Annotated in this window: 23 protein-coding genes; 15 read left to right on the top strand and 8 right to left on the bottom strand. The window is 65.6% G+C overall.

The genetic code is table 11. From position 1 onward, the window contains the following. Positions 1 to 90 precede the first annotated feature (90 nt). Together pap and E8E91_RS05830 are read left to right on the top strand one after the other, a co-directional pair. Positions 91 to 1578 carry a polyphosphate:AMP phosphotransferase gene (gene pap / locus E8E91_RS05835; RefSeq protein ID WP_280374978.1) on the top strand — a complete coding sequence of 496 codons (1488 nt, stop codon included), beginning with the start codon at positions 91 to 93 and terminating at the stop codon, positions 1576 to 1578. A gap of 104 nt (positions 1579 to 1682) precedes the next feature. Next, positions 1683 to 2867, top strand: a complete 1185-nt coding sequence (locus tag E8E91_RS05830) for a thiolase family protein (RefSeq protein ID WP_280374977.1) — start codon at positions 1683 to 1685, stop codon at positions 2865 to 2867. A gap of 136 nt (positions 2868 to 3003) precedes the next feature. Here the strand turns inward: E8E91_RS05830 and E8E91_RS05825 are convergent, their stop codons facing one another. Then, positions 3004 to 3213 carry a DUF6316 family protein gene (locus tag E8E91_RS05825; RefSeq protein ID WP_190827568.1) on the bottom strand — a complete coding sequence of 70 codons (210 nt, stop codon included), beginning with the start codon at positions 3211 to 3213 and terminating at the stop codon, positions 3004 to 3006. Positions 3214 to 3426: 213 nt separating this feature from the next. Between E8E91_RS05825 and E8E91_RS05820 the strand changes: the two genes are divergently transcribed. Continuing rightward, positions 3427 to 4395, top strand: a complete 969-nt coding sequence (locus E8E91_RS05820; RefSeq protein ID WP_280374976.1) for a DMT family transporter — start codon at positions 3427 to 3429, stop codon at positions 4393 to 4395. Positions 4396 to 4448: 53 nt separating this feature from the next. On the opposite strand, the gene E8E91_RS05815 is transcribed toward E8E91_RS05820, so the two are convergent. The 3 genes from E8E91_RS05815 to E8E91_RS05805 form a co-directional block, all read right to left on the bottom strand. Then, positions 4449 to 5072 carry an NAD(P)H-dependent oxidoreductase gene (locus E8E91_RS05815; RefSeq protein ID WP_280374975.1) on the bottom strand — a complete coding sequence of 208 codons (624 nt, stop codon included), beginning with the start codon at positions 5070 to 5072 and terminating at the stop codon, positions 4449 to 4451. Further along, entirely contained in the window at positions 5065 to 6459 is a 1395-nt protein-coding gene (locus tag E8E91_RS05810; RefSeq protein WP_280374974.1) for a class II fumarate hydratase, read from the bottom strand. The genes E8E91_RS05815 and E8E91_RS05810 overlap by 8 nt, the downstream gene beginning before the upstream one ends. A gap of 72 nt (positions 6460 to 6531) precedes the next feature. Next, positions 6532 to 7542 carry a DUF2804 domain-containing protein gene (locus tag E8E91_RS05805; RefSeq protein WP_280374973.1) on the bottom strand — a complete coding sequence of 337 codons (1011 nt, stop codon included), beginning with the start codon at positions 7540 to 7542 and terminating at the stop codon, positions 6532 to 6534. A gap of 339 nt (positions 7543 to 7881) precedes the next feature. On the opposite strand from E8E91_RS05805, the gene E8E91_RS05800 reads away from it, so the two are divergent. From E8E91_RS05800 to E8E91_RS05780, 5 genes are all read left to right on the top strand, one after another. Further along, positions 7882 to 8391, top strand: coding sequence for a DUF2059 domain-containing protein (locus E8E91_RS05800; protein ID WP_280372604.1), 510 nt, complete (start codon positions 7882 to 7884; stop codon positions 8389 to 8391). Between the two features lie 13 nt (positions 8392 to 8404). After that, positions 8405 to 8710, top strand: a complete 306-nt coding sequence (locus tag E8E91_RS05795; RefSeq protein WP_280372603.1) for a BolA family protein — start codon at positions 8405 to 8407, stop codon at positions 8708 to 8710. 136 nt (positions 8711 to 8846) lie between these two features. Beyond that, positions 8847 to 9782 carry a rhodanese-related sulfurtransferase gene (locus E8E91_RS05790; RefSeq protein WP_280374972.1) on the top strand — a complete coding sequence of 312 codons (936 nt, stop codon included), beginning with the start codon at positions 8847 to 8849 and terminating at the stop codon, positions 9780 to 9782. Between the two features lie 38 nt (positions 9783 to 9820). After that, positions 9821 to 10423, top strand: coding sequence for a DsbA family protein (locus E8E91_RS05785; protein ID WP_190827874.1), 603 nt, complete (start codon positions 9821 to 9823; stop codon positions 10421 to 10423). Next, complete coding sequence (locus E8E91_RS05780) at positions 10416 to 12197, top strand: ABC transporter ATP-binding protein (RefSeq protein WP_280374971.1); 1782 nt, start codon at positions 10416 to 10418, stop codon at positions 12195 to 12197. Before E8E91_RS05785 ends, E8E91_RS05780 begins: the two co-directional genes overlap by 8 nt. Before the next feature lie 176 nt (positions 12198 to 12373). Here E8E91_RS05780 and E8E91_RS05775 read toward each other — a convergent pair whose 3' ends face one another. Next, the gene (locus E8E91_RS05775) at positions 12374 to 13270 is read right to left on the bottom strand and encodes a class I SAM-dependent methyltransferase (RefSeq protein WP_280374970.1); all 897 of its coding nucleotides are present in this window, start codon (positions 13268 to 13270) and stop codon (positions 12374 to 12376) included. A gap of 154 nt (positions 13271 to 13424) precedes the next feature. After that, entirely contained in the window at positions 13425 to 14522 is a 1098-nt protein-coding gene (locus E8E91_RS05770) for a helix-turn-helix transcriptional regulator (protein ID WP_280374969.1), read from the bottom strand. A gap of 296 nt (positions 14523 to 14818) precedes the next feature. Here E8E91_RS05770 and maiA point away from each other — a divergent pair, with 296 nt between their 5' ends. Together maiA and E8E91_RS05760 are read left to right on the top strand one after the other, a co-directional pair. Continuing rightward, the gene (gene maiA / locus E8E91_RS05765) at positions 14819 to 15484 is read left to right on the top strand and encodes a maleylacetoacetate isomerase (protein WP_280374968.1); all 666 of its coding nucleotides are present in this window, start codon (positions 14819 to 14821) and stop codon (positions 15482 to 15484) included. 82 nt (positions 15485 to 15566) lie between these two features. Next, positions 15567 to 16982 (top strand): amino acid permease, encoded by a 1416-nt coding sequence (locus E8E91_RS05760; RefSeq protein WP_280374967.1) that lies wholly within the window; start codon positions 15567 to 15569, stop codon positions 16980 to 16982. 493 nt (positions 16983 to 17475) lie between these two features. Here the strand turns inward: E8E91_RS05760 and E8E91_RS05755 are convergent, their stop codons facing one another. Both E8E91_RS05755 and E8E91_RS05750 read right to left on the bottom strand, forming a co-directional pair. Beyond that, positions 17476 to 19083 (bottom strand): methyl-accepting chemotaxis protein, encoded by a 1608-nt coding sequence (locus E8E91_RS05755; protein ID WP_280374966.1) that lies wholly within the window; start codon positions 19081 to 19083, stop codon positions 17476 to 17478. A 118-nt stretch (positions 19084 to 19201) separates the two neighbouring features. Next, a complete protein-coding gene (locus tag E8E91_RS05750; RefSeq protein ID WP_280374965.1) occupies positions 19202 to 20239 on the bottom strand; it encodes a metal-dependent hydrolase in 1038 nt (345 codons plus the stop codon). 402 nt (positions 20240 to 20641) lie between these two features. Between E8E91_RS05750 and E8E91_RS05745 the strand changes: the two genes are divergently transcribed. The 5 genes from E8E91_RS05745 to E8E91_RS05725 are packed head-to-tail and all read left to right on the top strand — an operon-like array spanning position 20642 to position 25208. Beyond that, complete coding sequence (locus E8E91_RS05745; protein ID WP_280372594.1) at positions 20642 to 21535, top strand: VOC family protein; 894 nt, start codon at positions 20642 to 20644, stop codon at positions 21533 to 21535. Between the two features lie 10 nt (positions 21536 to 21545). Then, the gene (locus E8E91_RS05740; protein WP_280374964.1) at positions 21546 to 22427 is read left to right on the top strand and encodes a CoA-transferase; all 882 of its coding nucleotides are present in this window, start codon (positions 21546 to 21548) and stop codon (positions 22425 to 22427) included. A 10-nt stretch (positions 22428 to 22437) separates the two neighbouring features. After that, on the top strand, positions 22438 to 23250 hold the full coding sequence (locus tag E8E91_RS05735; RefSeq protein WP_280374963.1) for a ketoacid CoA transferase: 813 nt from the start codon (positions 22438 to 22440) through the stop codon (positions 23248 to 23250). 15 nt (positions 23251 to 23265) lie between these two features. Beyond that, positions 23266 to 24135: an enoyl-CoA hydratase gene (locus E8E91_RS05730; RefSeq protein WP_280372591.1), complete on the top strand. Its 870-nt coding sequence runs from the start codon at positions 23266 to 23268 to the stop codon at positions 24133 to 24135. Further along, complete coding sequence (locus E8E91_RS05725; RefSeq protein WP_280374962.1) at positions 24135 to 25208, top strand: nitronate monooxygenase; 1074 nt, start codon at positions 24135 to 24137, stop codon at positions 25206 to 25208. The genes E8E91_RS05730 and E8E91_RS05725 overlap by 1 nt, the downstream gene beginning before the upstream one ends. Positions 25209 to 25251: the final 43 nt, after the last annotated feature.

Genomic DNA, 25251 nt, shown 5'->3' with positions numbered 1-25251 from the left:
TCGGAAGGCCGTGTCGGTTTGATCCGAAACAACGGAGACGGAGCGCGTCGATGTCCGCTACCTTTTCTCCATCAAGCCAAGGAGGTCTGCATGTTCGAATCCGCCGAAATCGGCCACTCAATCGACAAGGAAACCTATGAGAAGGCCGTGCTGGAACTGCGCGAAGCCCTGCTGGAAGCCCAGTTCGAGCTGAAGCAGCAGGCGCGCTTCCCGGTGCTCATTCTGATCAACGGTATCGAAGGTGCCGGCAAGGGCGAGACGGTCAAGCTGCTCAACGAATGGATGGACCCGCGCCTGATCAACGTCGAGAGCTTCCTGCGTCCCACCGACGAAGAACTTTCGCGGCCGCCGCAGTGGCGTTTCTGGCGCAAGCTGCCGGGCAAGGGGCGGATCGGCATCTTCTTCGGCAACTGGTACAGCCAGATGCTCCACGCACGGGTCGAGGGCGACATCAAGGACGCCCGCCTGGACCAGGCCATCAACGACGCCGAAGGTTTCGAGCGCATGCTCTGCGACGAAGGGGCGCTGATCTTCAAGTTCTGGTTCCACCTGTCCAAGAAGCAGCTCAAGGAGCGCCTCAAGGCTCTGGAGAAGGACCCCCAGCGCAGCTGGCAGCTCAATCCGCTGGACTGGAAGCAGAGCGAGGTCTACGACCGCTTCGTGCGCTTCGGTGAACGGGTGCTGCGTCGCACCAGCCGCGACTACGCGCCCTGGTACGTGATCGAGGGCGCCGACGAGTACTACCGCAGCCTCAGTGTCGGCCGCATCATCCTCGAAGGTCTGCAAGCGGCCCTCAAGCACAAAGGCAGGCCCAAGCTGCAGCCCCATGCGGCGCCGCTGATGTCCAGTCTCGACAATCTGAGCCTGCTGGACAGCCTCGACCTCAGCCGCAAGCTGGACAAGGACGACTACAAGGAACAGCTCGCCACCGAACAGGCGCGGCTCAACGGCTTGCTGCGCGACAAGCGCATGCGTGGCCATGCCCTGATGGCGGTGTTTGAGGGCAATGACGCTGCCGGCAAGGGCGGGGCGATCCGCCGCGTCACCGGTGCGCTGGACCCACGGCAGTACCGCACCGTTCCGATCGCCGCGCCCACCGAGGAAGAACGGGCACAGCCCTATCTCTGGCGCTTCTGGCGGCACGTGCCGGGGCGCGGGCAGTTCACCATCTTCGACCGTTCCTGGTACGGCCGCGTGCTGGTGGAGCGGGTCGAGGGCTTCTGTTCCGAGGCCGACTGGCTGCGCGCCTACGGCGAGATCAACGACTTCGAGGAGCAGTTGCACAACTACGGCATCGTGCTGGTGAAGTTCTGGCTGTCCATCGACAAGAACACCCAGATGGAACGCTTCAAGGAGCGTGAGGAAGTTGCCTTCAAGCGCTACAAGATCACCGAGGAAGACTGGCGCAACCGCGACAAGTGGGACCTCTACGTCGATGCGGTGGATGACATGGTCGATCGCACCAGTACCGAGATCGCTCCCTGGACCTTGGTGGAGGCCAACGACAAGCGTTACGCACGGGTGAAGGTGCTGCGCACCATCAACGAGGCGCTGGAGGCTGCCTTCAAGAAAGACTGAGCACGGGATGGCCGCGCATACGCGGGATGAATGATCGTGGTGGGGAAACATGGGCCGGAACTATGCTCACCCCACTTTCCATCCCAACAATAACGAGGTGCGTCATGCGTGAAGTGGTGATCGTCGACAGCGTGCGGACTGGCCTGGCCAAGTCCTTCCGCGGCAAGTTCAACATGACCCGGCCGGACGACATGGCCGCCCACTGTGTGAACGCCCTGCTGGCACGCAATGATCTCGACCCGGCGCTGGTGGACGACTGTGTGGTGGGCGCCGGCTCCAATGAAGGCGCCCAGGGCCACAACATCGGCCGCAACGTGGCGGTGCTGTCGGGCCTGGGCATCGGCGTTGCCGGCATGACCCTCAACCGCTACTGCTCCTCGGGCCTGCAGGCCATTGCCATCGCCGCCAACCAGATCGCCTCGGGCTGCAGCGACGTAATGGTGGCCGGTGGCGTCGAGTCCATCACCCTGACCCTGAAGAGCATCAACCAGGACAACTTCGTCAACCCGCGCCTGAAGCTCGAACACCCCGGCATCTACTACCCCATGGGCCAGACTGCCGAGATCGTCGCCCGCCGCTACAACGTCAGCCGCGAAGCCCAGGATCTCTACGCCCTGCAGAGCCAGCAGCGCACCGCGCGCGCCCAGGCCGCAGGTCTGTTCAACGACGAAATCGTGCCGATGAGCGTGAAGTACTTCGTCGAAGACAAGGCCACCGGCGAGAAGAGCATCATCGAAGGCGTGGTGGACCGCGACGACTGCAACCGCGCCGACACCACCCTGGAAGGCCTGGCGTCCCTGAAGCCGGTGTTCTCCGAAGATGGCTCGGTCACTGCCGGTAACTCCTCGCAGCTTTCCGATGGCGCCTCCATGACCCTGCTGATGAGCCTGGACAAGGCGCTGGAACTGGGCCTGAAGCCCAAGGCGTTCTTCCGCGGCTTCACCGTTGCCGGTTGCGAGCCGGACGAGATGGGCATCGGTCCGGTGTTCTCGGTGCCGAAGCTGCTGAAGGCCAAGGGCCTCTCCGTCGACGACATCGACCTCTGGGAGCTCAACGAAGCCTTCGCCTCCCAGTGCCTCTATGCCCGCGACCGCCTGGGCATCGACAACGAGAAGTACAACGTCAACGGTGGCTCCATCTCCATCGGCCACCCCTTCGGCATGACCGGTTCGCGCCAGGTCGGCCACCTGGTGCGCGAACTGCAGCGCCAGGGCAAGCGCTACGGCATCGTCACCATGTGCGTCGGCGGCGGCATGGGCGCCACCGGCCTGTTCGAGGCGTATCGCTGAGGCTTGGGTATCCCCTTGGCAAAGACCTGTGGGAGCGAATTCATTCGCGATTGAAATCGCTCCCACAGTCACAGTGGGTCATTCCCCCGCAAAAGAAAAACCCGCGCCTGGCGCGGGTTCTTTCATTGTGAGGCGCTCATGGCGCCCGTCGGACAAGTATCGCGTTGGATAGCTGTACGCGGCGAATGTACAGCGCGACCTCCCGTTCCGTATCCACGCGGGTGAAGAAGGGCCCTTCCAGGGTTCCCTCTCGGGTGGAGAAGAAGTACTGCCCGTTCACGGCACTGACACGCTCGCTTCTGTAGTGGGTGCCAGGTGCCTTGTCGGACGCGCGTCGGCCGAACATCGGACCACCTCCTTTTCTGCATTGGCATCTTGAGTCTAACCAGCGTCGCCAGCCTTGCTCCGGGGCTCGACGGGCGGCTGCGGATCGCGACAGGTACAGTTCTGTCCTCGACAGTGCGGGAACTGTTCCTGTGCCCTGGGAACCGGCGCTCCTAGAATGGCGTCTCTCGTCCTGCCCGCCATCCGAAGGCCGGGCTTTCCCGCTGAGGTTCCCATGCACATCTCCTCTGGCCGTTGGGTCTACGGCCTGTTCCTTGCCCTGGTTACGGCCGTGCTCTGGGGTGTCCTGCCCATCTGGCTGAAGGAAGTCCTGCAGACCATGGATCCGGTGACTGTCACCTGGTACCGCCTGATCGTCGCCGGCTTGCTGCTGTTCGTTTACCTGGGCGCCAATCGTCGCCTGCCCGAATTCCGCCCGCTGGGCGCCCGTGGCCGCTGGCTGGTGGTGCTGGCGGTGGGCGGCCTGACCGGCAACTACGTGTTCTACCTCATCGGCCTGAAGATGCTCAGCCCCGGCACCACGCAGCTGGTGATCCAGGTGGCGCCCATCCTCTTCCTGCTGAGCAGCCTGTTCATCTTCAAGGAGAGCTTCAGCCTGGGGCAGGCCTTCGGTCTGGTGGTGACGGTGCTGGGCTTCGGGCTGTTCTTCAATCAGCGCCTGGAGGAACTGCTCACGTCCATGGGCCAGTACACCCTGGGCGTGCTGGTGATCCTGCTGGCGTCGGCCGTGTGGACCTTCTACGGGCTGGCGCAGAAGCAGCTGCTGACCCACTGGAGTTCGGCGCAGGTGATGATGGTGATCTACCTCGGCTGCGCCGCCTTGCTGACGCCTTGGGTGCATCCGCTGGAAGCGCTCAACCTGAGCCCGTTGCAGGGCTGGCTGCTGCTGGCCTGCTGCCTGAACACCCTCGTGGCCTACGGCGCCTTTGCCGAAGCCCTGGCCCACTGGGAGGCGTCGCGGGTCAGCGCCACCCTGGCCATCACCCCGTTGGTGACCTTCGCCAGCGTCGCCGCCTGCGCGGCCCTTTGGCCGGACCATGTGCAGCCGGAAGAAATCAACTGGATCGCCTACGCCGGCGCGCTGTTCGTCGTACTGGGTTCGGCCCTCACCGCCTTGGCGCCATCGCTGGTGCGCAGCTGGCGGGCGCGGCGTGAGGCGGCTGCATTGGCGGGCGGTGAATAGCCGTCTGTGGGAGCGAATTCATTCGCGATTGAAATCGCTTCCACATCAGGAACCTAGCAACGGGTGCCGAGCGTCTCCGCCTTGCGCAGCCAGGTCTGGCGTTGTTCCTCGGAGGAAGGGCGCACCGGGGAGAACTCGGTCAGGCGGCGGGTCTTGATGCCGCAGAAACCGAGGATGGTGCGCACCATCTGCCGGTGTGCCGGGGCGCCGTAGATCCAGCGGAAGTACCAGGGCGGGGTGTCCAGGGTCACCAGCAGGTCGGCGGTGCGTCCGGTCAGCAGCTTGTCCCAGGCCTGTGACTGCTGGCCGCGGTAGCGGAAGGCGAAGCCGGGCAGGAAAACGCGGTCGAAGAAGCCCTTGAGCAGCGCCGGCAGGCCGCCCCACCAGACCGGATAGACGAACACCAGGTGCTCGGCCCAGTGGATCTGCCGCTGCGCTTCGAGCAGGTCGGGTTCCAGGTTCTGGCTCTGGTCGTAGCCTTGGCGCAGCACCGGGTCGAATTGCATCTCCCCCAGCTTCAGCAGGCGCACCACGTGGCCTTCGCTGCGGGCGCCCTGGGCGAAGGCATCGCTCAGGGCATGGCACAGGCTTCCCCCTTTTGGGGTGCCGAGAATCATCAGGATGCGCTTGCCGTCACCTTCCAGTGGCGTTGCTCCATGCTTGACCGCTTCAGCCATGTTGACCGGCCTCCAGCATGCTTTCGGGGCGGACCCAGGCATCGAACTCTGCGTCGGTCAGGTAACCCAGCGCCAGGGCCGCAGCGCGCAGGGTGGTGCCTTCCGTGTAGGCCTTCTTGGCGATCTGCGCGGCCTTGTCGTAGCCGATGTGCGGGTTGAGCGCGGTTACCAGCATCAGGCCGCGTTCCAGGTGCTCGGCCATGCGCGCGGCGTCCGGCTCCATGCCGGCCACGCAGTGCTTCTGGAAGTTGCGGCAACCGTCGCCGAGCAGGCGGATCGATTGCAGCAGGTTGTGCACGATCACCGGCTTGAACACGTTCAGCTGCAGGTGCCCCTGGCTGGCGGCGAAACCGATGGTGGCGTCGTTGCCCATGACCTGACAGGCCAGCATCGACAGCGCCTCGCACTGGGTCGGGTTGACCTTGCCGGGCATGATCGAACTGCCCGGTTCGTTGGCCGGCAGCCGCACCTCGGCCAGGCCGCCGCGAGGGCCGGAGCCCAGCAGGCGCAGGTCATTGGCGATCTTCATCAGCGCCACGGCGAGGGTCTTGAGGGCGCCACCGAGGTTCACCAGGGGCTCATGGCCGGCGAGGGCGGCGAACTTGTTCGGTGCCGAGACGAAATGCAGCCCGGACAGCGCGGCCAGTTCGGCGGCCATGGCATCGGCAAAACCGTGGGGCGCGTTCAGGCCGGTGCCCACGGCGGTGCCGCCCTGGGCCAGTTGCAGGACCGCCGGCAACGCCGCGCGGATCGCCTTGTCGGCATAGTCGAGCTGGGCGACGAAGGCAGAGAGCTCCTGGCCGAAAGTGATGGGCGTGGCATCCATCATGTGGGTGCGGCCGGTCTTCACCAGATGGGCGTGCCGTGCGGATTGCTCGGCCAGGCCGTCGGCGAGTTCGGCGATGGCCGGCAGCAGCTCGTGCTGCACCGCCTTGGCGATGGCGATGTGCATCGCCGTGGGGAAACAGTCATTCGAGCTCTGGGCGAAGTTCACATGATCGTTCGGGTGCACCGGGCTCTTGCCGCCGCGTTGTCCGGTGGCCAGTTCGTTGGCGCGGCCGGCGATCACTTCGTTGACGTTCATGTTGCTCTGGGTGCCGCTGCCGGTCTGCCAGACCACCAGGGGAAACTGGTCGTCATGTTTGCCGGTCAGCACTTCGTCGGCGGCCTGTTCGATCAGGCGGGCGACATCCGGCGGCAGGTCGCCGTCGCGGCCATTGACCCGTGCGGCGGCCTTCTTGATCAGGGCCAGGGCGTGCACCACCGCCAGCGGCATGCGCTCGCCTCCGATGGCGAAGTTTTCCAGCGAGCGCTGGGTCTGGGCACCCCAGTAGGCGTCGTCGGCGACGTCGACTGGCCCCAGGCTGTCGGTTTCTGTGCGGCTCATGTGGGTTGGCTCCGGCTATTGATTCCGCAGTTTAGGCTCTCTCTCCGGCACTCGGTTCAACCGTTCGGGCAATTACCAGCGTGCGCGGGTGGAACCCAGCCAGCCAAGGGCATTGGTCACCGGCACGCATTCGCCATCCGGGCTGCGCAATACGCCGTCGAAGCGGCCGAACCACTGGCGCGTATCGGCGTAGAACAGGCCCAGGCGCGGGCAGGCCTGGTGCAACTGACGTGGCGTGAAGGTGAGTTCGACCCGTCGGCAGGCGGTGAAAAGTAGCCAGGGAGCCAGGGGATTGTTCGGCGTTTGCTCGATCTGCACCGGGCGGTCGAGCTTGGCCAGGCGGCCGCCGAACCACAGGGCGTTCTCGGTCAGGCCGCTGGAGTCGGTCCAGCCCGCGCCGAAATTGCCGGCGATGCCACCGGGTGCGGCGAAGGCGGCGCGGGTCCAGTGGCTGTGGACGGGCCAGACGCCGCGCCCGAAATCCAGGGCGGCGAAGCTCTGGCCGGTGGTGCACTGGTACTGGCGTTCGCCCAGTTGCACGCTGCCGCTGGCGGGCAGGCCGAGCTGGCGGCTGCTGGCGTGGAAGCAGTGGCCGGGGAGGGGCGCGACCAGGTTCACCGAGTCCAGGTGTGCGGGGCGCAGCACTTCCAGGGCGGCCTGCAGTGGCTGGCCGCCGATATCCGGCGCCTCCACCCGCACGCTCAGGCGGCCGGGGTGCTCATCGACACGGATCTGCAGGCGTGAGTGGTGGAAGCTGTGGCTTTCCAGCGGCGTATCCGGCAGCCGGCAACCGAGGGCAAAGGGGCGTAGCTGGGTATGGGCGACGGCCTGGCCGCTGTCGAGATCGAGGAAGTAGGCGGCGCCGTAGCCCAGGTAATCGAGGTCCGCGAGGGTCAGCGAGAGCATCCAGCGCGGGGTGGTGATGCACCAGTGGTTCCAGCGCTTGCGCCGTCCCATGTGACCGGGGATCGCGCAGTTCAGGCGTGGCCGGCTTGACCAGCCGACAGCGGCGGGCGCGAGCTTGCCGCGGGCATCGCAGAGCGCGGGAAGTCCCGGCTCCAGGGTGGAGATATGGCTATTCATTGAGCACGTCCATGTGTGTGCAAAGCCTGGGCACTTCAGGTTCTGTACGACATCAGTCCTTTTGGGGGATTTTTCGTACGGAGCCGAGGGAAGCCGGCTGCAGCTCATCGGAAAATCCGTCGATGGGCGCGACAAGGTTCCTGGCCGGCAAAGCATGCCCAGCGGGCGAAAGCATGAGCAAGTGATGGCGTTTTGACAACATGTTCGTGGAGTGCGGCATCGCACATTTTCGTCATGTACTTGTCGAAAAAACCGCCGCTTGAGCCCGATATCGGCTTGAGCGCAGAATGACCAGCCCCGGGGCAGTCCCCGTCATCCGTGCCCAGACAAGGATACCTAATGACCAAGCTTCGCATTCTCTGCACCGCCGTACTGCTGGCCTGTGCCAGCGGCCAGGTTCTGGCCGACGCCGCCAGCCATGCCGCCGATGCCGAGCGCTTCCTCAAGCTCGCTCGTGCCGACAAGCTGACCGTTCCGGTCTATGCCCAGGTGCAGCAGATGTTCGAGCAGCGTTTCCAGCAGTCCCAGGCGCCGGCCAGCAAGAAGGCCACCCTGGAGAGCTACCAGGCCAAGGCCAACGCCGCCCTGGACAAGGCTGTCGGCTGGGACAAGCTGAAGCCGGAACTGGTGAAGATCTACACCAGCAACTTCTCCGAGAGCGAACTGAAGGACCTGATCGCCTTCTACGAATCCCCCCTGGGCAAGAAAGTGCTGGAAAAGATGCCTGCGCTGACCCAGCAGTCCGCCCAGCTCACCCAGACCCGCCTGGAATCCGCCGTGCCCGAGGTCAACAAGCTGCTCAGCGAGATGACCAGCGAACTGGCGCCCCAGGACAAGAAGAAGCAGTAAGCGGAGTCCACCGATGTCCATGCGTGACCGCATCCTGACCGCCCTGCAGGCCCTCGACCCCCAGCACCTCGACGTACTGGACGAGAGCCACATGCACAGCCGCGGCCTGGAAACCCACTACAAGGCGGTGATCGTCAGCCCGGCGTTCGCCGGGCTCAACGCCGTCAAGCGCCACCAGAAGGTCTATGGCAGCCTGGGCGAGCTCATGGGGCAGTTCCATGCCCTGGCCCTGCACACCTACACCCCCGAGGAATGGGCGGAGCAGGGCGCGGCGCCGGATTCGCCCACCTGTGCTGGCGGCAGCAAGCACGACCACTGATCCCTGGGGCCATTTATCGCAGCCTGATCCCAGCCGCTTTTTGATAGACTTCGCACCGCGCCGGCCCACGCCGGCGCAGTCGTTTCTGTCACCCGGTCCGCCCTTTACGCGGGCGACCACTGGAGGAAGTCACCGCATGACCCAGATCGTTGTTGCGGCGCTGTACAAGTTCGTCACCCTGAAGGACTACGTTGCGCTGCGTGAACCCCTGCTCAAGACCATGCTGGACAACGGCGTCAAGGGCACGCTGCTGCTCGCCGAAGAAGGCATCAATGGCACCGTTTCCGGCACTCGCGAAGCCATCGATGCGCTGCTCGCCTGGCTCAAGGTCGATCCGCGTCTGGTGGATCTGGACCACAAGGAGTCCTACTGCGAGGAGCAGCCCTTCTACCGCACCAAGGTCAAGCTGAAGAAGGAAATCGTCACCCTGGGCGTGCCGAACGTGGACCCCAACCAGCAGGTCGGCACCTACGTCGAACCCAAGGACTGGAACGCCCTGATCAGCGACCCCGACGTGCTGCTGATCGATACCCGCAACGACTACGAAGTGGCCATCGGCACCTTCGAGGGCGCTATCGACCCGCAGACCAAGTCGTTCCGCGAATTCCCCGACTACATCAAGGCCAACTTCGACCCCTCGCGCCACAAGAAAGTGGCGATGTTCTGCACCGGTGGCATCCGCTGCGAGAAGGCCTCCAGCTACATGCTCGGCCAGGGCTTCGAAGAGGTGTTCCACCTCAAGGGCGGCATCCTCAAGTACCTGGAAGAAGTGCCCCAGGACGAAACCCTCTGGCGCGGCGACTGCTTCGTCTTCGACAACCGCGTCACCGTGCGCCACGATTTAACCGAAGGCGACTTCGATCAGTGCCACGCCTGCCGTAACCCGATTTCCGTGGAAGATCGCCAGTCCGAGCACTACGCGCCCGGCATCAGCTGCCCGCACTGCTGGGACAGCCTGAGCGAGAAGACCCGCGCCAGCGCCATCGAGCGGCAGAAGCAGATCGAGCTGGCCAAGGCCCGCAACCTGCCGCACCCGATTGGCCGCGACCCGCGCCAAGCCCTGGAGGATTGAGTTTGTCCAACGCCCGCCTGCTCTATGTGATGGACCCCATGTGCTCCTGGTGCTGGGGCTTCGCCCCGGTGGCGTCGGCACTCGCCGAACAGGCCGCGGCGGCCGGCGTTTCGCTGCACCTGGTGGCCGGCGGCCTGCGTACCGGCCAGGGCGCCGCATTGGATGCCAACACCCGGCGCTACATCCTCGAGCACTGGCAGGCGGTCCATCGGGCCACCGGGCAGCCGTTCCGCTTCGACGGAGCCCTGCCCGACGACTTCATCTACGACACCGAGCCGGCCTGCCGCGCCATGGTGGTCGCCCGTTCCCTCGCGCCGGAACTGGCCTGGCCGCTGGTTCGGCTGATCCAGCACGCCTTTTACGCCGAAGGCCGCAACGTGACCCAGGCCTCTGTCCTGGTGGAACTGGCCGAACAGGCCGGGATTCCGCGCATCGAGTTCGCCGAAGCCTTCGACGCCGCCTCCAGCCATGAGGCGACCGTTGCCGACTTCACTTGGGTGCAGGACCTCGGCATCGCCGGCTTCCCCACCCTGCTGGCCGAGCGCGATGGCCAGCTGGCGCTGCTGACCAACGGCTACCAGCCGCTCGACGAACTGGCTCCGCTGCTGGGTCGCTGGCTGGAACGGGGCAACCATGCCTGATCGCTTGAGCTGGGCGGAGATCCGCCGTCTGGCCCTGCGCCACAAGAAAGCCCTCTGGCTGGCCAACCTGGTCGCCGTACTGGCCACCCTATGCAGCGTGCCCATTCCGCTGTTGCTGCCGTTGCTGGTGGATGAAGTGCTGTTGCAGCGCGGTGATGCCGCGCTGCGTTTCATGGACCACTTCCTGCCCGCGCCCTGGGAAAACGCTGTCGGCTACATCGGCCTGATGCTGGTGGTGACCCTGGTCCTGCGCGGCATGGCCCTGGTGTTCAACGTGCTGCAGGCGCGGCTGTTCGCGCGGCTCGCCAAGGACATCGTGTACCGCATCCGTACCCGCCTGATCGAACGCCTGAAGCGCATTTCCCTCGGCGAATACGAAAGCCTCGGCGGCGGCACCGTCACCGCCCACCTGGTGACCGACCTGGACACCCTGGACAAGTTCGTCGGCGAAACCCTCAGCCGTTTCCTGGTGGCCGTGCTGACCCTCACCGGTACGGCGGCCATCCTGGTCTGGATGCACTGGAAACTGGCGCTGCTGATCCTGCTGTTCAACCCGTTGGTGATCTACGCCACCGTGCAGCTGGGCAAGCGCGTCAAGCACCTGAAGAAGCTGGAGAACGACAGCACCGCGCGCTTCACCCAGGCGCTGACGGAAACCCTGGAAGCCATCCAGGAAGTGCGTACCAGCAACCGCCAGGGCTTCTTCTTCGGCCGCCTCGGCCAGCGCGCCCAGGAAGTCCGCGACTACGCCGTCGCCTCCCAGTGGAAGAGCGACGCGGCGGGGCGCACCAGTGGGTTACTGTTCCAGTTCGGCATCGACTTCTTCCGCGCCGCGGCCATGCTCACCGTGCTGTTCTCCGACCTGTCCATCGGCCAGATGCTGGCGGTGTTCAGCTACCTCTGGTTCATGATCGGCCCGGTGGAGCAGTTGCTGGGCCTGCAGTATTCCTACTATTCCGCTGGCGCTGCGCTGGGCCGCATCAACGAACTGCTGGCGCGTGCCGACGAGCCCCAGTACAGCCCGAGCGTCGATCCGTTCCGTGGCCGCGAAACCGTGGGCATCGAAGTGAAGGGCCTGCGCTTCGCCTATTCCGACGAACCGGTGCTCGATGGCCTCAACCTGTCCATCGCCCCCGGCGAGAAGGTCGCCATCGTCGGTGCCAGCGGCGGTGGCAAGAGCACCCTGGTGCAACTGCTGCTGGGGCTGTACCAGCCCCAGGCCGGGCAGATCCGTTACGGCGGTTGCCGGCTGGAAGAGATCGGCCTGGCCGAGGTGCGCGACAACGTCGCCGTGGTCCTGCAGCACCCGGCGCTGTTCAACGACAGCGTGCGCGCCAACCTGACCATGGGCCGCGAGCGCAGCGACGACGCCTGCTGGCGTGCCCTGGAAATCGCCCAGCTGGCCGACACCATCCGCAACCTGCCCCAGGGGCTGGACAGCGTGGTGGGCCGCTCCGGCGTGCGCCTGTCCGGCGGCCAGCGGCAGCGCCTGGCCATCGCGCGCATGGTGCTGGCTGAACCCAAGGTGGTGATCCTCGACGAGGCCACCTCGGCGCTCGACGCCGCCACCGAATACGCCCTGCACCAGGCCCTCGGCACCTTCCTCAACGGCCGTACCACCCTGATCATCGCGCACCGCCTGTCAGCGGTTAAGCAGGCGGACCGGGTGCTGGTATTCGACGGCGGCCACATCGCCGAAGACGGCGACCACCAACAGCTCATCGCCGAAGGCGGGCTCTACGCCAAGCTCTACGGGCACCTGCAACAGGGCTGAGCCGCTTCCGGAGCGATTTCAATCGCGAATGAATTCGCTCCTACAGGGTGAGGGCTTTTGTAGGTTGGTCAGAGCGAAGCGAAGCCCAACGCTGCGGCGCCTGTGACTGGCCACGTTGGGCCTCGCAGGCTCGGACCAACCTACGGGACTCTCTCCCATTCAAGGGCCAGGGCAGCTCAGCCGTACCTCACCGCCTCCAGGAAGACGATGCGCTGGCCGATGTCGTGGAATACCCGCGCCGAGGCGATCTGGTTGTAATCGACCCCATCCAGGAGGCTGAGCATCTGCGCGTCGTGGCGATAGCGCGGGTGCCAGTCCAGCAGCCCTTCGAGAAAGGCGATGGCATTGATGCCCGGCCGGAAGTTCGCCAGCAACAGGCGGCCGCCCGGCCGCAGGGCCTGGAACAGGCGTTGGACCAGGCGTTCGCAACGCCGGTCATCCAGCAGCTCGGTGATTCCGGAGGAATACACCAGGTCGTAGCCCTCGAACTCGCACTCACCGTTCAGCAGTTGGTTCAGGTTGCCCAGGCGGGTGCGCACGCCCAAGGGACCATAGCTCTTGCGCACCGTTTCCAGACGCGCCGCGTCGTCATCGAACACCAGCATTTCGCCGAAGTGTCCGTGGCGCAGTTCGCGGGCCAGCTCCGCCTCGCGGAAGTGGCCACCGGCGACACACAGCATGCGCGCGCCCTTGCCGGCGTCCAGGCAGGTTTCGTCCAGGGCGCGGGCGAGCATGCGCCGGCGGCAACGCAGGGCGCGAGCCGCTTGCGCGCTGGTGGCGAAATCGAACAACTGGCGGGTGCGCTCCTCGGGCAGGCTGCGCAGGGCGTCCGATTCGACGCCATAGAGATAGTCCAGCAGCAGTGCGTTGCCGCAGCGCAGGCCGGGGCTTGGCAGTGTTCGGCTGGGAAAGGGAAGGATGTTGCTCGGCGGCGGCGCCTCTTCCCGGGGCGGTGCAGGTGTGTCGAATCGCAGCCGTTCGCGTTCGGCCTTGATTGCCGCCAGTTCCTGCTTGACCTGTTGTTGTTGCTGGATGCCTCTGCTCAGTTCTTCCGGATCACTGGACTCTTCCACACGCCACCTCCTCTGGCCAAACGTGGATTCCTTGACCCGGCACGCGGGATAAAGGCAGGTGCTGTCTCCGTGTAGAACCTTAGTTGATGGCGATCTGCCCGCAATCATTCAGATAGATGAAATCGCGCTTTAAAACGGGTGAATTGCAGCGGAATCAAAGGCCCTGCAGGCGAGCGAGGAGGGTGACGAGCTCCGCCTGACGTTCCGTTTCGGTCTTGCGGAACAGCGCGCGCAACTGAGTGCGGATGGTGTTGATCGAAACATTCAGACGCTCGGCGCAGGCTTCCGGCGCCAAGCCCTGGACGAGCAGGTTGGCCAGGCGTTGCTCCGCCGGACTGAACTGGAACAGGTCAGCCAGCCATCGGCTCCCGGCCTGGCCTTCCAGCAGTGTCAGCAGCACCAGCGGGCCAGTGTGCCGGGCCGACAGCGGCGAAGACTCGGGCACCGGCGTTACCAGCAGGCGCCCTTGCGCTTCACCCGGCAGCGGCAGCCAGCCGGCGCGGCGCTTGCCATCCTGGCCGGCAGCCTGGTGGATCAGCGCCTGCAGGCGGCCATCCAGCGTCTTGCCATGCAGCCGTCCCTGAAGGCCCTTCAGGGCGAACGCCGGGTGGCTCAGGCGTTGCTCGGCCTGGCGGTTGCAGTAGCGCACCCGGCCTTCGGCATCCAGCAGCCAGAGCGGCGCGGGGTGGCGTTCCAGCAGCAGGTCGCGGTGCGCCACCTCCAGTTCCAGGTTCTGGAGGTGGTTGGACATCTTCGCGGCGCGCACCAGGTGAGGGCTCAGGCGCATCAGCAGGTCGCGCTGCCGCATCTCCGGCAAGGCCGCGCCCACAGCGGTCAGCAGCGACAGGTAGACGCCCGATTCGGCCTGCTCGTGCAGCTTGATGCAGGAAATGTTGCTCATGCCGAAGGGGAGGTGGAATTCCTGGTAGTACGGGTCGCGGTGGATGCGTTGCGGGCCCAGGTCCTCCAGGTCGTGATACCAACTGCCCACCGGCCGCGGGACCAGCACGTCCTTGGCCGGATCGAGCTGGTGGTAGTAGGCGTTGTAGACCTCCACGCAGGCCGGGTCGCAGAGGTTGATGGAGGTGACCTGCGGCCGTTTCTTGTGCTGGTCGAGGAAGAGCATGGCGCCCAACTGGTGGCCGGTGGCCGCCGTCAGGAGTTCCAGCATTGGCCGCCAGGCCCCGCCATCCAGCACGCATTCGTAGCAGAGGTTGACCAGGCTGTCGTAGAGCTCGTCCATGTGCGGCATTGCGTGGCATTCCCCGGCGGTTGGTGGCGCTTTGCTTTCATATGGCACAGGCCAGGACCCCGTGCAAACCGCCGCTGGTCGGCCAATGGTGCTCCCGCCTGGAAGCCTGGCTGAACGCCCTGTCAAGAAATCCTTACGCAGGCGGAGCGTCTGGCAGGCGGTATCGACGCTTTTTCAGGTCTGTAAGGAAAACTTTCCGGATAGGCCGTCCAGCGCGCCGCTCCGGGAGATTCCGCGCCTTGTTCGCCAGGCCCTGCCAGAGTGAGATGGCGCAAACAAAAATTCGGCCCGACGCCATGAATACAGAACTCACCCTCTACGGGTACTGGCGCTCCAGCGCTGCCTACCGCGTGCGTATCGCCCTCAACCTCAAGGGCCTGGCCTATCGCCAGGAGCCGGTGCACCTGGTCAAGGATGGCGGCCAGCAGCATCAGGACGCCTATCGCGAACTCAACCCCCAGGGCCTGGTGCCGCTGCTGCTGGATGCCGGCAATGCCGGTGGCGAAATCCGTATCGCCCAGTCCCTGGCCATCCTCGAATACCTCGAAGAAGTCTTCCCCGTACCGGCCCTGCTGCCGGCCGACCCCGCCCAGCGCGCCCTGGTGCGCTCGCTGGCCATGCACATCGCCTGCGATGTACATCCGCTGAACAACCTGCGGGTGCTGCAGTACCTCAAGGCTGAACTGGGCGTCGCCGACGAGGCCAAGGATGCCTGGTACCGCCACTGGGTGGACGTAGGTCTCGCCGCTGTGGAAAAGGGCCTGGAAGCCTTCGGCGGCAAGCTCTCCCTGGGCAGCCGCCCCGGCTACCTGGAAGCCTGCCTGGTTCCCCAGATCTACAACGCACGACGCTTCGACTGTGACCTGTCGGCCTATCCGCGCATCCTCGATATCGCTGCGCGCTGCGAAGCCCTCGAAGCATTCAGGAATGCTGCTCCGGAGGTACAGCCAGACGCGCAATAAGGTTTACCCGCCTTGCAAACTTCCGCCGGACCACAAGCCCGGCGGGTGAAATCCCGTCACGACAACAACAAAAGGTGACGCAATGAGTGAGATGCAACACTCGGGCGAGCTGAAACGCGGCCTGAAGAATCGCCACATCCAGCTGATCGCCCTCGGCGGCGCCATCGGCACCGGTCTCTTCCTCGGTTCCGCCGGCGTGCTCAAGTCCGCCGGTCCTTCGATGATTCTCGGCTACGCCATCTGCGGCTTCATCGCCTTCCTGATCATGCGCCAGCTGGGCGAAATGATCGTCGAAGAGCCCGTCGCCGGCTCCTTCAGCCACTTCGCACACAAATACTGGGGCGGTTTCGCCGGCTTCCTCTCCGGCTGGAACTGCTGGGTGCTCTACATCCTGGTCGGCATGTCCGAACTCACCGCTGTGGGCAAGTACATCCACTACTGGTGGCCGGACGTCCCCACCTGGGCCACTGCTGCCGTCTTCTTCCTGGTGGTCAACGCCATCAACCTGGCCAACGTGAAACTCTTCGGCGAGGCCGAGTTCTGGTTCGCCATGATCAAGGTGGTTGCCATCGTCGGCATGATCGTCCTCGGTTGCTGGATGCTGTTCAGCGGTAGCGGCGGCGAGCAGGCAACGGTCGCCAACCTCTGGGCCCATGGCGGCTTCTTCCCCAACGGCGTCAGCGGGCTGGTGATGGCCATGGCCTTCATCATGTTCTCCTTCGGCGGCCTGGAAATGCTCGGCTTCACCGCTGCCGAGGCCGACAAACCGAAGCAGGTGATCCCGAAGGCCATCAACCAGGTCATCTACCGCATCCTGATCTTCTATGTCGGCGCCCTGGTCGTGCTGCTCTCCCTGAGCCCCTGGGACGCGCTGCTGGCTTCCATCAACGGCGCGGGCGATGCCTACAGCGGCAGCCCCTTCGTGAAGATCTTCGCGCTGATCGGCAGCGACACCGCCGCCCACCTGCTGAACTTCGTGGTGCTGACTGCTGCGGTATCGGTCTACAACAGCGGTACCTACTGCAACGGCCGCATGCTGCTGGGCCTGGCCGAGCAGGGTGATGCCCCGCGCGCCCTGGCCAAGGTGGACAAGCGCGGTGTACCGGTACGTTCGCTGCTGGTGTCGGCGGCCGTGACCTTCCTCGCCGTGGTGATCAACTACGTGGTCCCGCAGAATGCGCTGGAGCTGCTGATGTCCCTGGTGGTAGCTGCCCTGGTGATCAACTGGGCGATGATCAGCTACTCCCACCTGAAGTTCCGCCAGCAGATGGACAAGGACGGTGTTCGCACCGGCTTCCGCGCCCTCTGGTACCCGATGAGCAACTACCTGTGCCTGGCCTTCGTGCTGTTCATCCTCGGCATCATGCTGATGATCCCGGGCATCCAGGTATCGGTGTACGCCATCCCGGTATGGCTGCTGGTGATGTGGGGTTGCTACCGTCTGAAGCTTGGCAGCAAGGCCCAGGCCAGCAAGGTTGCAGGCTACGAAGCGGGTTGATATTCCGCTGTACGAACAAGAACCCCGGCCATGTGCCGGGGTTTTCTTTTGGATCTTCACGCTGGATGGGCGATTCGGTGCCGGGGGCTTGAGGTTCGTTTGCTCGGTTCATGTACGAGTGGGCGTCAGGCTTCCGTTTCGCCTTGCCGGGCGACTCCCTTTGGCAGTCGACCCAAAGGAAGCAACGGTCTTGCCCCTGCATTCGGCCCGGCTTCGCCGGGTCCCCTTGCTCCATCGTTGCGCCGGGGGCACGGCGAGAGGGGCCATCCATGGCCCCACACGCCTCTCGCGGCATCCATGCCGCTCGTCCCCCTCTGCAACGATTCCGCTCGGCCTCCTGACGGGGCGCAGTCCCCGCCCCACCGCATCTGCCCCGTTTCAGGCCCATGTGGGCCTCAGGATGACTTGTGCCTCGCAGGCGCGAGTCACCCCTCGCCCTCTGGGAGAGGGGCTGGGGCGGGCCGCGTTCGGATGAGGGTAGTGGTCGCCAGACTCAAATCTGAAACCGCGCCACCGACGACTGCATCGCACTGGCCACGGCGTCCAGGCTTTCGGCGGCGTTGGCGAGGTCGCGCATGGCCTGGCTGTTGCTCCGCGACATCTGGGCGATCAGCTCCACCCGCTGGGCCACTTCGCTGCTGGCCCTGGACTGCTCGCCAATGGTGTGGGAAATCTCCTCCACCACTTCCGCCGCACGGTGGGCGCCGCTGCGGATCTCGCTGATCGACTCACCCGCCTGCCGCGCCAGGCCAACGCCGTCCTGCACCCGCTCCACGCCCGTCTGCATGCTGTCCACCGCCTGCTGGGTGGACTCGCGGATGCGCTGGATCATCCCGGTGATCTCCTGGGTCGACTGCGCGGTGCGTGCCGCCAGGTTGCGCACTTCGTCCGCCACCACCGCGAAGCCGCGCCCGGCTTCCCCGGCGCGGGCGGCCTCGATGGCGGCGTTCAGCGCCAGCAGGTTGGTCTGTTCGGCGATGCCTTTGATCACCTGGATGATGGAGTGGATTTCCTCTGACGATTGGCCCAGCGCCGTGATGGTGCTGGACGACTGGTTCACCGCGTCGGCGATGCGGTTCATGCCGTCCACCACGCCGAGTATCACCGTGCCGCCGCTGCCGGCCAGGTCCTCGGACTGGGCGGAAATGCTCTGCGCATTGCGCGCATGTTCGGCAATCTGGCCGATGTTGGCGATCATCTGCTCCATGGCCGCGGCCATGCTGGTGGCGCTGTCGGATTGCTCGCTGGCGCCGTCGACGATGCTCTGCGAGGTTTCGCTGAGGCGGTGGGCGGTACCGCGCAGTTCCTCGCTCTCACTGCGGATGGTGGCAATCATCTGCCGCAGGTTGCCCTGCATATCGGCCAGGGCCCGCTGCAACTGGCCGGCTTCGTCGTCGCTGTCGATGCTGACCTGGGTGAGCAGGTTGCCCTGGGCGATGGCGCGGGCCACGCCGACGGTTTTCTCCAGCGGGCGCAGGACCGCGCGCATCAGCTGGCTGGTCACCAGGCAGAGCAGGCCGATCACCAGCAGGATGCCGCCCACCAGCCAGGCGGCGGCGCTGCTCACGGCTGCCTCGCCATCGCTACGGGTCTTCGCCGCGTGGGCTTCGATCTTGCCGCTCAGCGCCTCGTTCTTCTCTTCCAGCTCGCCGAAGCTGCGCTCGAAGGCCGGCAGCTCGCCACGCGCCGCCTGCGGATCGCGCAAGGCGAGATTGACGATGCGCTCGGCATCGCCGATGTATGCCTCCAGGGCCGGCTGGGACTCGGCGATGGCGCTGTGGATATCCGCCGTCAGCGGCAGTTTGGCGTTCTCGCCCAGAGTGCGGCGGAACCATTCGCTGTGGTCGCGCAGGTCACTGCGTACCTGGTCGGCCCCGGCCTGGTCGCCCGGCTGCACCACCAGCGCCGCCAGCACGTCGGCGCGCAGGGCGTCGTGCATCATGTCGCCCTCCAGGTGATTGCGCAGGGCGCTGACACTCAGTTGGTTCTCCGCCAGCGCCCCGGCCAGTTCGGTCTGTCCCCAGTATCCGATGCCACCCAGCAGGGCTGCGGCGAGCACGCTGATCGCTCCGGAGGCGACCATTTTCTGTCTTATTTTCATGTCCCGTCCCCGCTGGTGAAGTCCGATGCTGGCAAGGGTAGTCCAGCCGCAGGTGCCGCCAGAGACTTTATCGGCCGCAGGTTCGGCGTCATGAGGGCAGGGCGGATTCGCCAGTTTTCTAACGCTGCAGCAGCCCCGCCCAGGTGGAAAGCGGAACCGCCTGATCCTCATGCCAGATCCGTTGCCAGAGCACCTTGAGCCGCTCCAGGTCCCCACGGTCGGTATGCCAGCGGCGAGCTTCCGTCACCGGCTGCCAGCTGCCGTCCCGGCGTTCGGCGAGGATGAAGCGGAAGGGATGGAAACCGGTCATGCCCAGGCGCAGGTCGGTGACCACCAGCACCTGGTCGATCTGGTCGTAGCGCAGGATGCCGTGGGTGAACCAGGCCAGCCGCAGGTGTTGCGGCGAATCCCGCAGGCGCCGCGCCAGTTCGGTGCCCCGAGGGATGCGTTCCAGCCGTGGCGGTTCGTGGTCGAACCAGCTCACCAGGGCTTCGTGGTAGTCCTCGCCATCGAGCACGATCACCCGCCAGAGCAGGGTGTTGAACGGTGTCGGTGTGCTGAACATCGCCTGCGGGCGAATGCCGTCCCGTTCCAGCACCTCCTGCACGTGCTGCTCGGCCATGAACTTGCCGCCGAGGGTCGAGAGCAGGTAGAGGCTGGACAGCGCCAGCGCCGCCACTGGCAGCCGTGGCGTGCGGTCACGCAGGCCGAACAGCACGCCGCCAATCACCGCCGCCAGCAGGGGCAGGGTGTAGAGCGGGTCGATGATGAAGATGCTCGACCAGGCGATGGGCGGCGTCATCAGTGGCCAGAACAACTGGGTGCCATAGCTGGTGAAGCAATCCAGCAGCGGGTGGGTCACCAGCACCAGCCAGAGGGTGAGGAAGAGCCGCCGCGTGGAATAGCCGGGATTTGGCCGCCATCGTCGCACCAGAGGGGTGAGCAACGCCGCCAGGGCGCTGAGCACGAAGATCGAATGGCTGAAGCCCCGGTGGTAGGTCATCGCCGCCACGGCATCGGTGTAGCGGATCACTACGTCCAGGTCGGGGAGCGTGCCGAGCACGGCGCCGTAGAGCAGCGCCTTGCGCCCCTGCCAGCGGCCGAGCAGCGCGCCCTGGATGGTGGCGCCGAGCACTGCCTGGGTGAGTGAGTCCATCGCCGTCCCTCGAGAGTGATCCGTCGGCTAAGTTACTGCGCCAATGGCTCATTCTGCAGTGGGAAATTTCCACCAGATTTTTCCGCTGGATTCCAAGGCTGTCTGCTTTTGCGAATTCATTTGCTGTGTCCGCATTAAGTGTTGCAAGGGGCTGGATTGCACGTAGGAGCTGGCTTGCCAGCGAATGGCGCCGTTTCGCTAGCAAGCTAGCTCCTACAAGGCCCCTGGACCGATGGCCGATCTGTGGCAACAGCTAACGCAGATATAGCCGAAGCCCCGTCCCACGCGCCTTTCGCGCTAGTCCCAACGGACGATGCCCGCTCCCCGGGCCACCGATTTAATCCCTCCCCATAGAGCCCCGCGCCTGGCGTGCGCGGCGATAACGACAATGAGGAGAACCGCATGGATATCCGTGGCCTGGGGTACGTCACCGTAGCCTCGACCGACCTGAACCGCTGGCGCGAGTACGCCGCCGGGGTGCTTGGCATGATGGTGGATGCCGTTGCGGACGAGCGGCTCTACCTGAAGATGGACGAGCGCCCCTATCGCATCCTGGTGGAGCGTGCCGACCGTGACGGCTACGGCGCCTGTGGCTGGGAAGTCGCCGGCAAGGCCGCTTTCGAACAGGCCATAGCCGAACTGCAGCAGGCCGACGTCGAGGTCCAGCGCGCCAGCGCAGCCGACGCGTCCGGCCGCAAGGTGCAGGAGCTGGCGCGCTTCGCCGACCCGGATGGCAACCGCCACGAACTCTTCTGGGGACCGCAGCAGAACTTCGCCCCCTTCGTTTCCCCGGCTGGCGTCAGCGGCTTCGTCACCAGCGACCTGGGCATGGGCCACGCGGTACTGCCGGCTCCGTCTTTCGACCGCTGCCTGGACTTCTACGAGCGCGTCATGGGCTTCGGCCTGTCCGACCTGATGAAAGTGCGCTTCACCCCCGATCCGGCCGAACCGGAAAAACGCATCCACTTCCTCCACTGCAACAACGGCCGCCATCACTCCCTGGCGCTGTTCGAGTGCCCGATCCCTTCGGGCTGCGTGCACCTCATGGTGGAAGTAGGCGAGTTGGACGACGTGGGCCGCGCCCTGGACCGCATGCACGCCAGCGGCGTGAAGCTGTCCGCCACCCTCGGTCGCCACACCAACGACGACATGACCAGCTTCTACATGCAGACCCCGGGCGGCTTCGACCTGGAGTACGGCTGCGGCGGCAAGGTCATGGACTGGGAACGCCACACACCCTTCGAGAGCACCGTGGTCAGCCACTGGGGCCACGACTTCAGCGTCGGCCGTCAATAAGGAGCCGCCCATGGACAAACGCATGACCGCCGCCGACGTGGTCGGCCAACTACGCGACGGCATGACTATCGGCATTGGTGGATGGGGCCCGCGGCGCAAGCCCATGGCTCTCGTTCGCGAGATCCTCCGCTCCGACCTCAAGGACCTCACCGTGGTCGCTTACGGCGGCGCCGACATCGGCATGCTCTGTGCCGCCGGCAAGGTGAAGAAGCTGATCTACGCCTTCGTCTCGCTGGACTTCATTCCGCTGGAACCCTACTTCCGCAAAGCCCGCCAGGAAGGCGCGGTGGAGGTGATGGAAATCGACGAAGGCATGCTGCTGCTTGGCCTCAAGGCCGCCGCCATGGGCGTGCCCTTCATTCCCACCGCCGTGGGTCTGGGTACCGATGTACTGCGCATCAACCCGGAACTGAAGCTGGTCAGCTCGCCCTACGACGACAGCCGCGACTGGGTCGCCATGCCGGCGCTGAAGCTGGATGCCGCGCTGATCCACGTCGACCGCGCCGATGCCCGTGGCGTCTGCCAGATCGCCGGCCCGGATCACTACATGGACGACCTCTTCGTGCGTGCCGCCGAGAAGGCCTACGTGAGTTGCGACGAGCTGGTGGACAGCGCCTGGTTCCACGAGGACCCGTCCCGCGCCCGCCAGGTGTTCTGGGAGCGCAACTGCACCAGTGCCGTGGTGCACCTGGCAGGCGGCGCCCATCCGTCGTCCTGCGCGCCGCTCTACGGCTTCGATACCGCCCACTTCAAGGCCTACAACGCATCGGCCGCCGAGCCGGATGGCTGGCAGGCCTACATGGAACGCTACGTCAACTGCGGGGAAGCGGAATACCTGGCCCGTGTAGGCGGCCTGGACGCGATTCGCCAACTGCCGCTCCCGGTTTTCTGAGGACGCTGAGATGACTGCCACCAATCAACCCTACAGCCTCGCCGAACTGATGATCTGCGCCGCTTCCGAAGCGTTCGCGGACGACGGTGAGGTGCTCGCCACCGGCATCGGCGTGTTGCAGCGCCTGGCCGCGTCGCTGGCGATGCTCAACAGCAACGCCAAACTGATGATGACCGACTCCGAAGCCTTCATGGTCGCCGAGCCGGTGCCGATCGGCCCGCGCGGCGGCTACCAGCCCAAGTTCGACAGCTGGATGGGCTTCTCGCGCATTTTCGACAACGTCTGGAGCGGCAAGCGCCACGCCCTGGTGGGCCCGGTGCAGATCGACCGCTTCGGCCAGGCCAACATTTCCTGCATCGGCGACCACGCCAAACCGAAGTCGCAGATGCTCGGGGTGCGCGGCTTCCCCGGCAACTCCATCAGCCACGCCAACTCCTTCATGGTGCCCGGCCACAACAAACGGGTGTTCGTGGACGGTGAAGTGGATGTGGTGGCCTCGGTTGGCTACAACCCCGAGCGCCTCGCCCGTGGCTGGTCGCTCGACGAAATCGACCTGCGCCTGATCGTCACCGATCTCTGCGTGCTCGACTTCCAGGGCCCCGACCGGCAGATGCGCATCCGCTCGCTGCATCCGGGCGTCACGGCGGACGAAGTGCAGGCCGCCACCGGCTTCCCGCTGTATGTGCCGGACGAGATCCCGACCACCGCCGCGCCGACCCTCGAACAACTGATCCTCATCCAGCAACTGGACCCGCACAACCTGCGCGCCAGCCAGCTCAAGGACAATCCGCCGGGCGTGCGCGCCCAGGCCATGACCCACTAAGGCGGAGCCGCACACATGAGCCACGAACAGGCCGCAGAAGCAGAGGTGGTGCAGTACGAGGTGCAGGGCCCGCTGGCCCTGGTCACCATGTACCGCCCCGAGTACCACAACGCGCAGAACTCGCGCATGACCTACGCCCTGGACGCCGCCTTCAAGCGCGCCTGCGACGACGACAACGTCAAGGTCATCGTCCTGCGTGGCGCCGGCAAGCATTTCTCCGCCGGCCACGACATCGGTACGCCAGGTCGCGATGTCAACCAGAGCTTCGAGCGCACCAGCCTCTGGTACGACCACGTGAACAAGCCGGGCGGCGAGTTTCTCTACGCCCGCGAACAGGAGGTCTACCTCGGCATGTGCCGGCGCTGGCGTGACATGCCCAAGCCGACCATCGCCATGGTGCAGGGCGCCTGCATCGCCGGCGGGCTGATGCTGGCCTGGGTCTGCGACCTGATCATCGCCTCGGAAGACGCCTACTTCTCCGATCCGGTGGTGCGCATGGGCATTCCCGGTGTCGAGTACTTCGCCCATGTGCACGAACTTAATCCGCGCATCGCCAAGGAATTCCTCTTCCTCGGCGAGCGCATGGGCGCCGAGCGTGCCTATCAGATGGGCATGGTCAACAAGGTGGTGCCCCGCGACGTGCTGGAAGACGTGACCCTGGACGTGGCGCGGCGCATCGCGCAGATGCCGCGCATGGGCCTGCAGCTCACCAAGCAGGCGGTGAACAACGCAGAAGACCTGATGGGCAAGCGCGCCACCATGGACATGGTGTTCGGCCTGCACCACTTCGCCCACGTGCACAACGAACTGATCAGTGGCGACAAGCTGGGTGGCTACGACGCCCGCGCCATGGCTCAGTCCCAGCGCAACCCCTCGGAGGCGTGATGGCGATCTCCCTCGACACCCGCCTGACTCGCCTGCTGGGCTGCCGCTATCCGATCATCCAGACCGCCATGGGCTGGGTGGCCGACCCGAGACTGGTGGCGGCCACCGGCAATGCCGGCGGCTTCGGCTTCCTCGCCGGGGCCACCATCGAACCGCAACACATGGAAGCCGCCATCCTCGAGACCAAGCGGCTGACCGACCAGCCCTTCGGCGTCAACTTCCACATGTACCAGGCCAACGCCGGCGAGATCGTCGAGCTGGTGCTCAAGCACGGCGTGCGTGCGGTGAGCTACAGCCGCTCGCCGGGCAAGGCGATGGTCGCCCGGCTGAAGGATGCCGGCGTGGTCTGTATACCTACCGTGGGCGCACTCAAGCACGCGATGAAGGCTGTGGAAATGGGCGCTGACGCCGTGACCGTGCAGGGCGGGGAGGGCGGTGGCCACACTGGCTCAGTACCCACCTCGATCCTGCTCGGCCAGGTTGTGGATGCCGTCGATGTTCCGGTGGTCGCCGCTGGCGGCTTCAAGGACGGACGCGGCCTGGTATCCGCCCTGGCCCTCGGCGCCGACGGCATCGCCATGGGCACGCGCTTCTTGATGAGCGCCGACAGCCCGGTGCCGAAGGCCACCCTGGAGCGCTACCTGAAGGTGCGCGATCCGGCCGCCATCATCGTCAGCCGCGCCATCGACGGCATGCCGCAACGGATGATCCGCAACGAATTGCTCGACAGCCTGGAGCGCTCCGGCGGCCTCAAGCGCCTGCTGCTGGCCCTGCGCAGTGCCCTGGCCTACCGCCGCCACAGTGGCGCCAGCATCGGCCAGTTGCTCGGCAGCGCCCTGAAGCTCAGCGGCGCAGATGGCCTGACCGCTGCCCAGACACTGATGGCCGCCAACGCGCCCATGGTGATCCAGAAGGCCATGGTCGACGGCCTTCCGGCCGAGGGCGTGCTGCCCGCCGGACAGGTCGCCGCCGCCATCGACAGCCTGCCGGGCTGCGCCGAACTCATCGAATCCATCGTGCAGCAGGCCGAGCAGCGACTCGCCGAGCTGTGCCGCCTTGCGGGGCATGCGTAGGGTGCGCCGTGCGCACCGGGAATAGTGGTGCGCACGGCGCACC

Source organism: Pseudomonas sp. BN515 (genome assembly GCF_029873155.1).
GTDB lineage: Bacteria > Pseudomonadota > Gammaproteobacteria > Pseudomonadales > Pseudomonadaceae > Metapseudomonas.
This window is presented reverse-complemented; position numbering and strand designations above follow the sequence as displayed.

Bases quoted from the DNA above. Each gene is read 5' to 3' on its own strand.
- E8E91_RS05745 (WP_280372594.1), top strand. From the start codon at position 20,642: ATGGATATCCGTGGCCTGGGGTACGTCACCGTAGCCTCGACCGACCTG.
- E8E91_RS05770 (WP_280374969.1), bottom strand. From the start codon at position 14,522: ATGCCGCACATGGACGAGCTCTACGACAGCCTGGTCAACCTCTGCTAC.
- E8E91_RS05725 (WP_280374962.1), top strand. From the start codon at position 24,135: ATGGCGATCTCCCTCGACACCCGCCTGACTCGCCTGCTGGGCTGCCGC.
- E8E91_RS05830 (WP_280374977.1), top strand. From the start codon at position 1,683: ATGCGTGAAGTGGTGATCGTCGACAGCGTGCGGACTGGCCTGGCCAAG.
- E8E91_RS05790 (WP_280374972.1), top strand. From the start codon at position 8,847: ATGACCCAGATCGTTGTTGCGGCGCTGTACAAGTTCGTCACCCTGAAG.
- E8E91_RS05760 (WP_280374967.1), top strand. From the start codon at position 15,567: ATGAGTGAGATGCAACACTCGGGCGAGCTGAAACGCGGCCTGAAGAAT.
- E8E91_RS05800 (WP_280372604.1), top strand. From the start codon at position 7,882: ATGACCAAGCTTCGCATTCTCTGCACCGCCGTACTGCTGGCCTGTGCC.
- pap (WP_280374978.1), top strand. From the start codon at position 91: ATGTTCGAATCCGCCGAAATCGGCCACTCAATCGACAAGGAAACCTAT.
- E8E91_RS05755 (WP_280374966.1), bottom strand. From the start codon at position 19,083: ATGAAAATAAGACAGAAAATGGTCGCCTCCGGAGCGATCAGCGTGCTC.
- E8E91_RS05730 (WP_280372591.1), top strand. From the start codon at position 23,266: ATGAGCCACGAACAGGCCGCAGAAGCAGAGGTGGTGCAGTACGAGGTG.
- E8E91_RS05780 (WP_280374971.1), top strand. From the start codon at position 10,416: ATGCCTGATCGCTTGAGCTGGGCGGAGATCCGCCGTCTGGCCCTGCGC.
- E8E91_RS05820 (WP_280374976.1), top strand. From the start codon at position 3,427: ATGCACATCTCCTCTGGCCGTTGGGTCTACGGCCTGTTCCTTGCCCTG.
- E8E91_RS05735 (WP_280374963.1), top strand. From the start codon at position 22,438: ATGACTGCCACCAATCAACCCTACAGCCTCGCCGAACTGATGATCTGC.
- E8E91_RS05740 (WP_280374964.1), top strand. From the start codon at position 21,546: ATGGACAAACGCATGACCGCCGCCGACGTGGTCGGCCAACTACGCGAC.
- E8E91_RS05825 (WP_190827568.1), bottom strand. From the start codon at position 3,213: ATGTTCGGCCGACGCGCGTCCGACAAGGCACCTGGCACCCACTACAGA.
- E8E91_RS05750 (WP_280374965.1), bottom strand. From the start codon at position 20,239: ATGGACTCACTCACCCAGGCAGTGCTCGGCGCCACCATCCAGGGCGCG.
- E8E91_RS05785 (WP_190827874.1), top strand. From the start codon at position 9,821: ATGTGCTCCTGGTGCTGGGGCTTCGCCCCGGTGGCGTCGGCACTCGCC.
- E8E91_RS05810 (WP_280374974.1), bottom strand. From the start codon at position 6,459: ATGAGCCGCACAGAAACCGACAGCCTGGGGCCAGTCGACGTCGCCGAC.
- E8E91_RS05795 (WP_280372603.1), top strand. From the start codon at position 8,405: ATGTCCATGCGTGACCGCATCCTGACCGCCCTGCAGGCCCTCGACCCC.
- maiA (WP_280374968.1), top strand. From the start codon at position 14,819: ATGAATACAGAACTCACCCTCTACGGGTACTGGCGCTCCAGCGCTGCC.
- E8E91_RS05805 (WP_280374973.1), bottom strand. From the start codon at position 7,542: ATGAATAGCCATATCTCCACCCTGGAGCCGGGACTTCCCGCGCTCTGC.
- E8E91_RS05815 (WP_280374975.1), bottom strand. From the start codon at position 5,072: ATGGCTGAAGCGGTCAAGCATGGAGCAACGCCACTGGAAGGTGACGGC.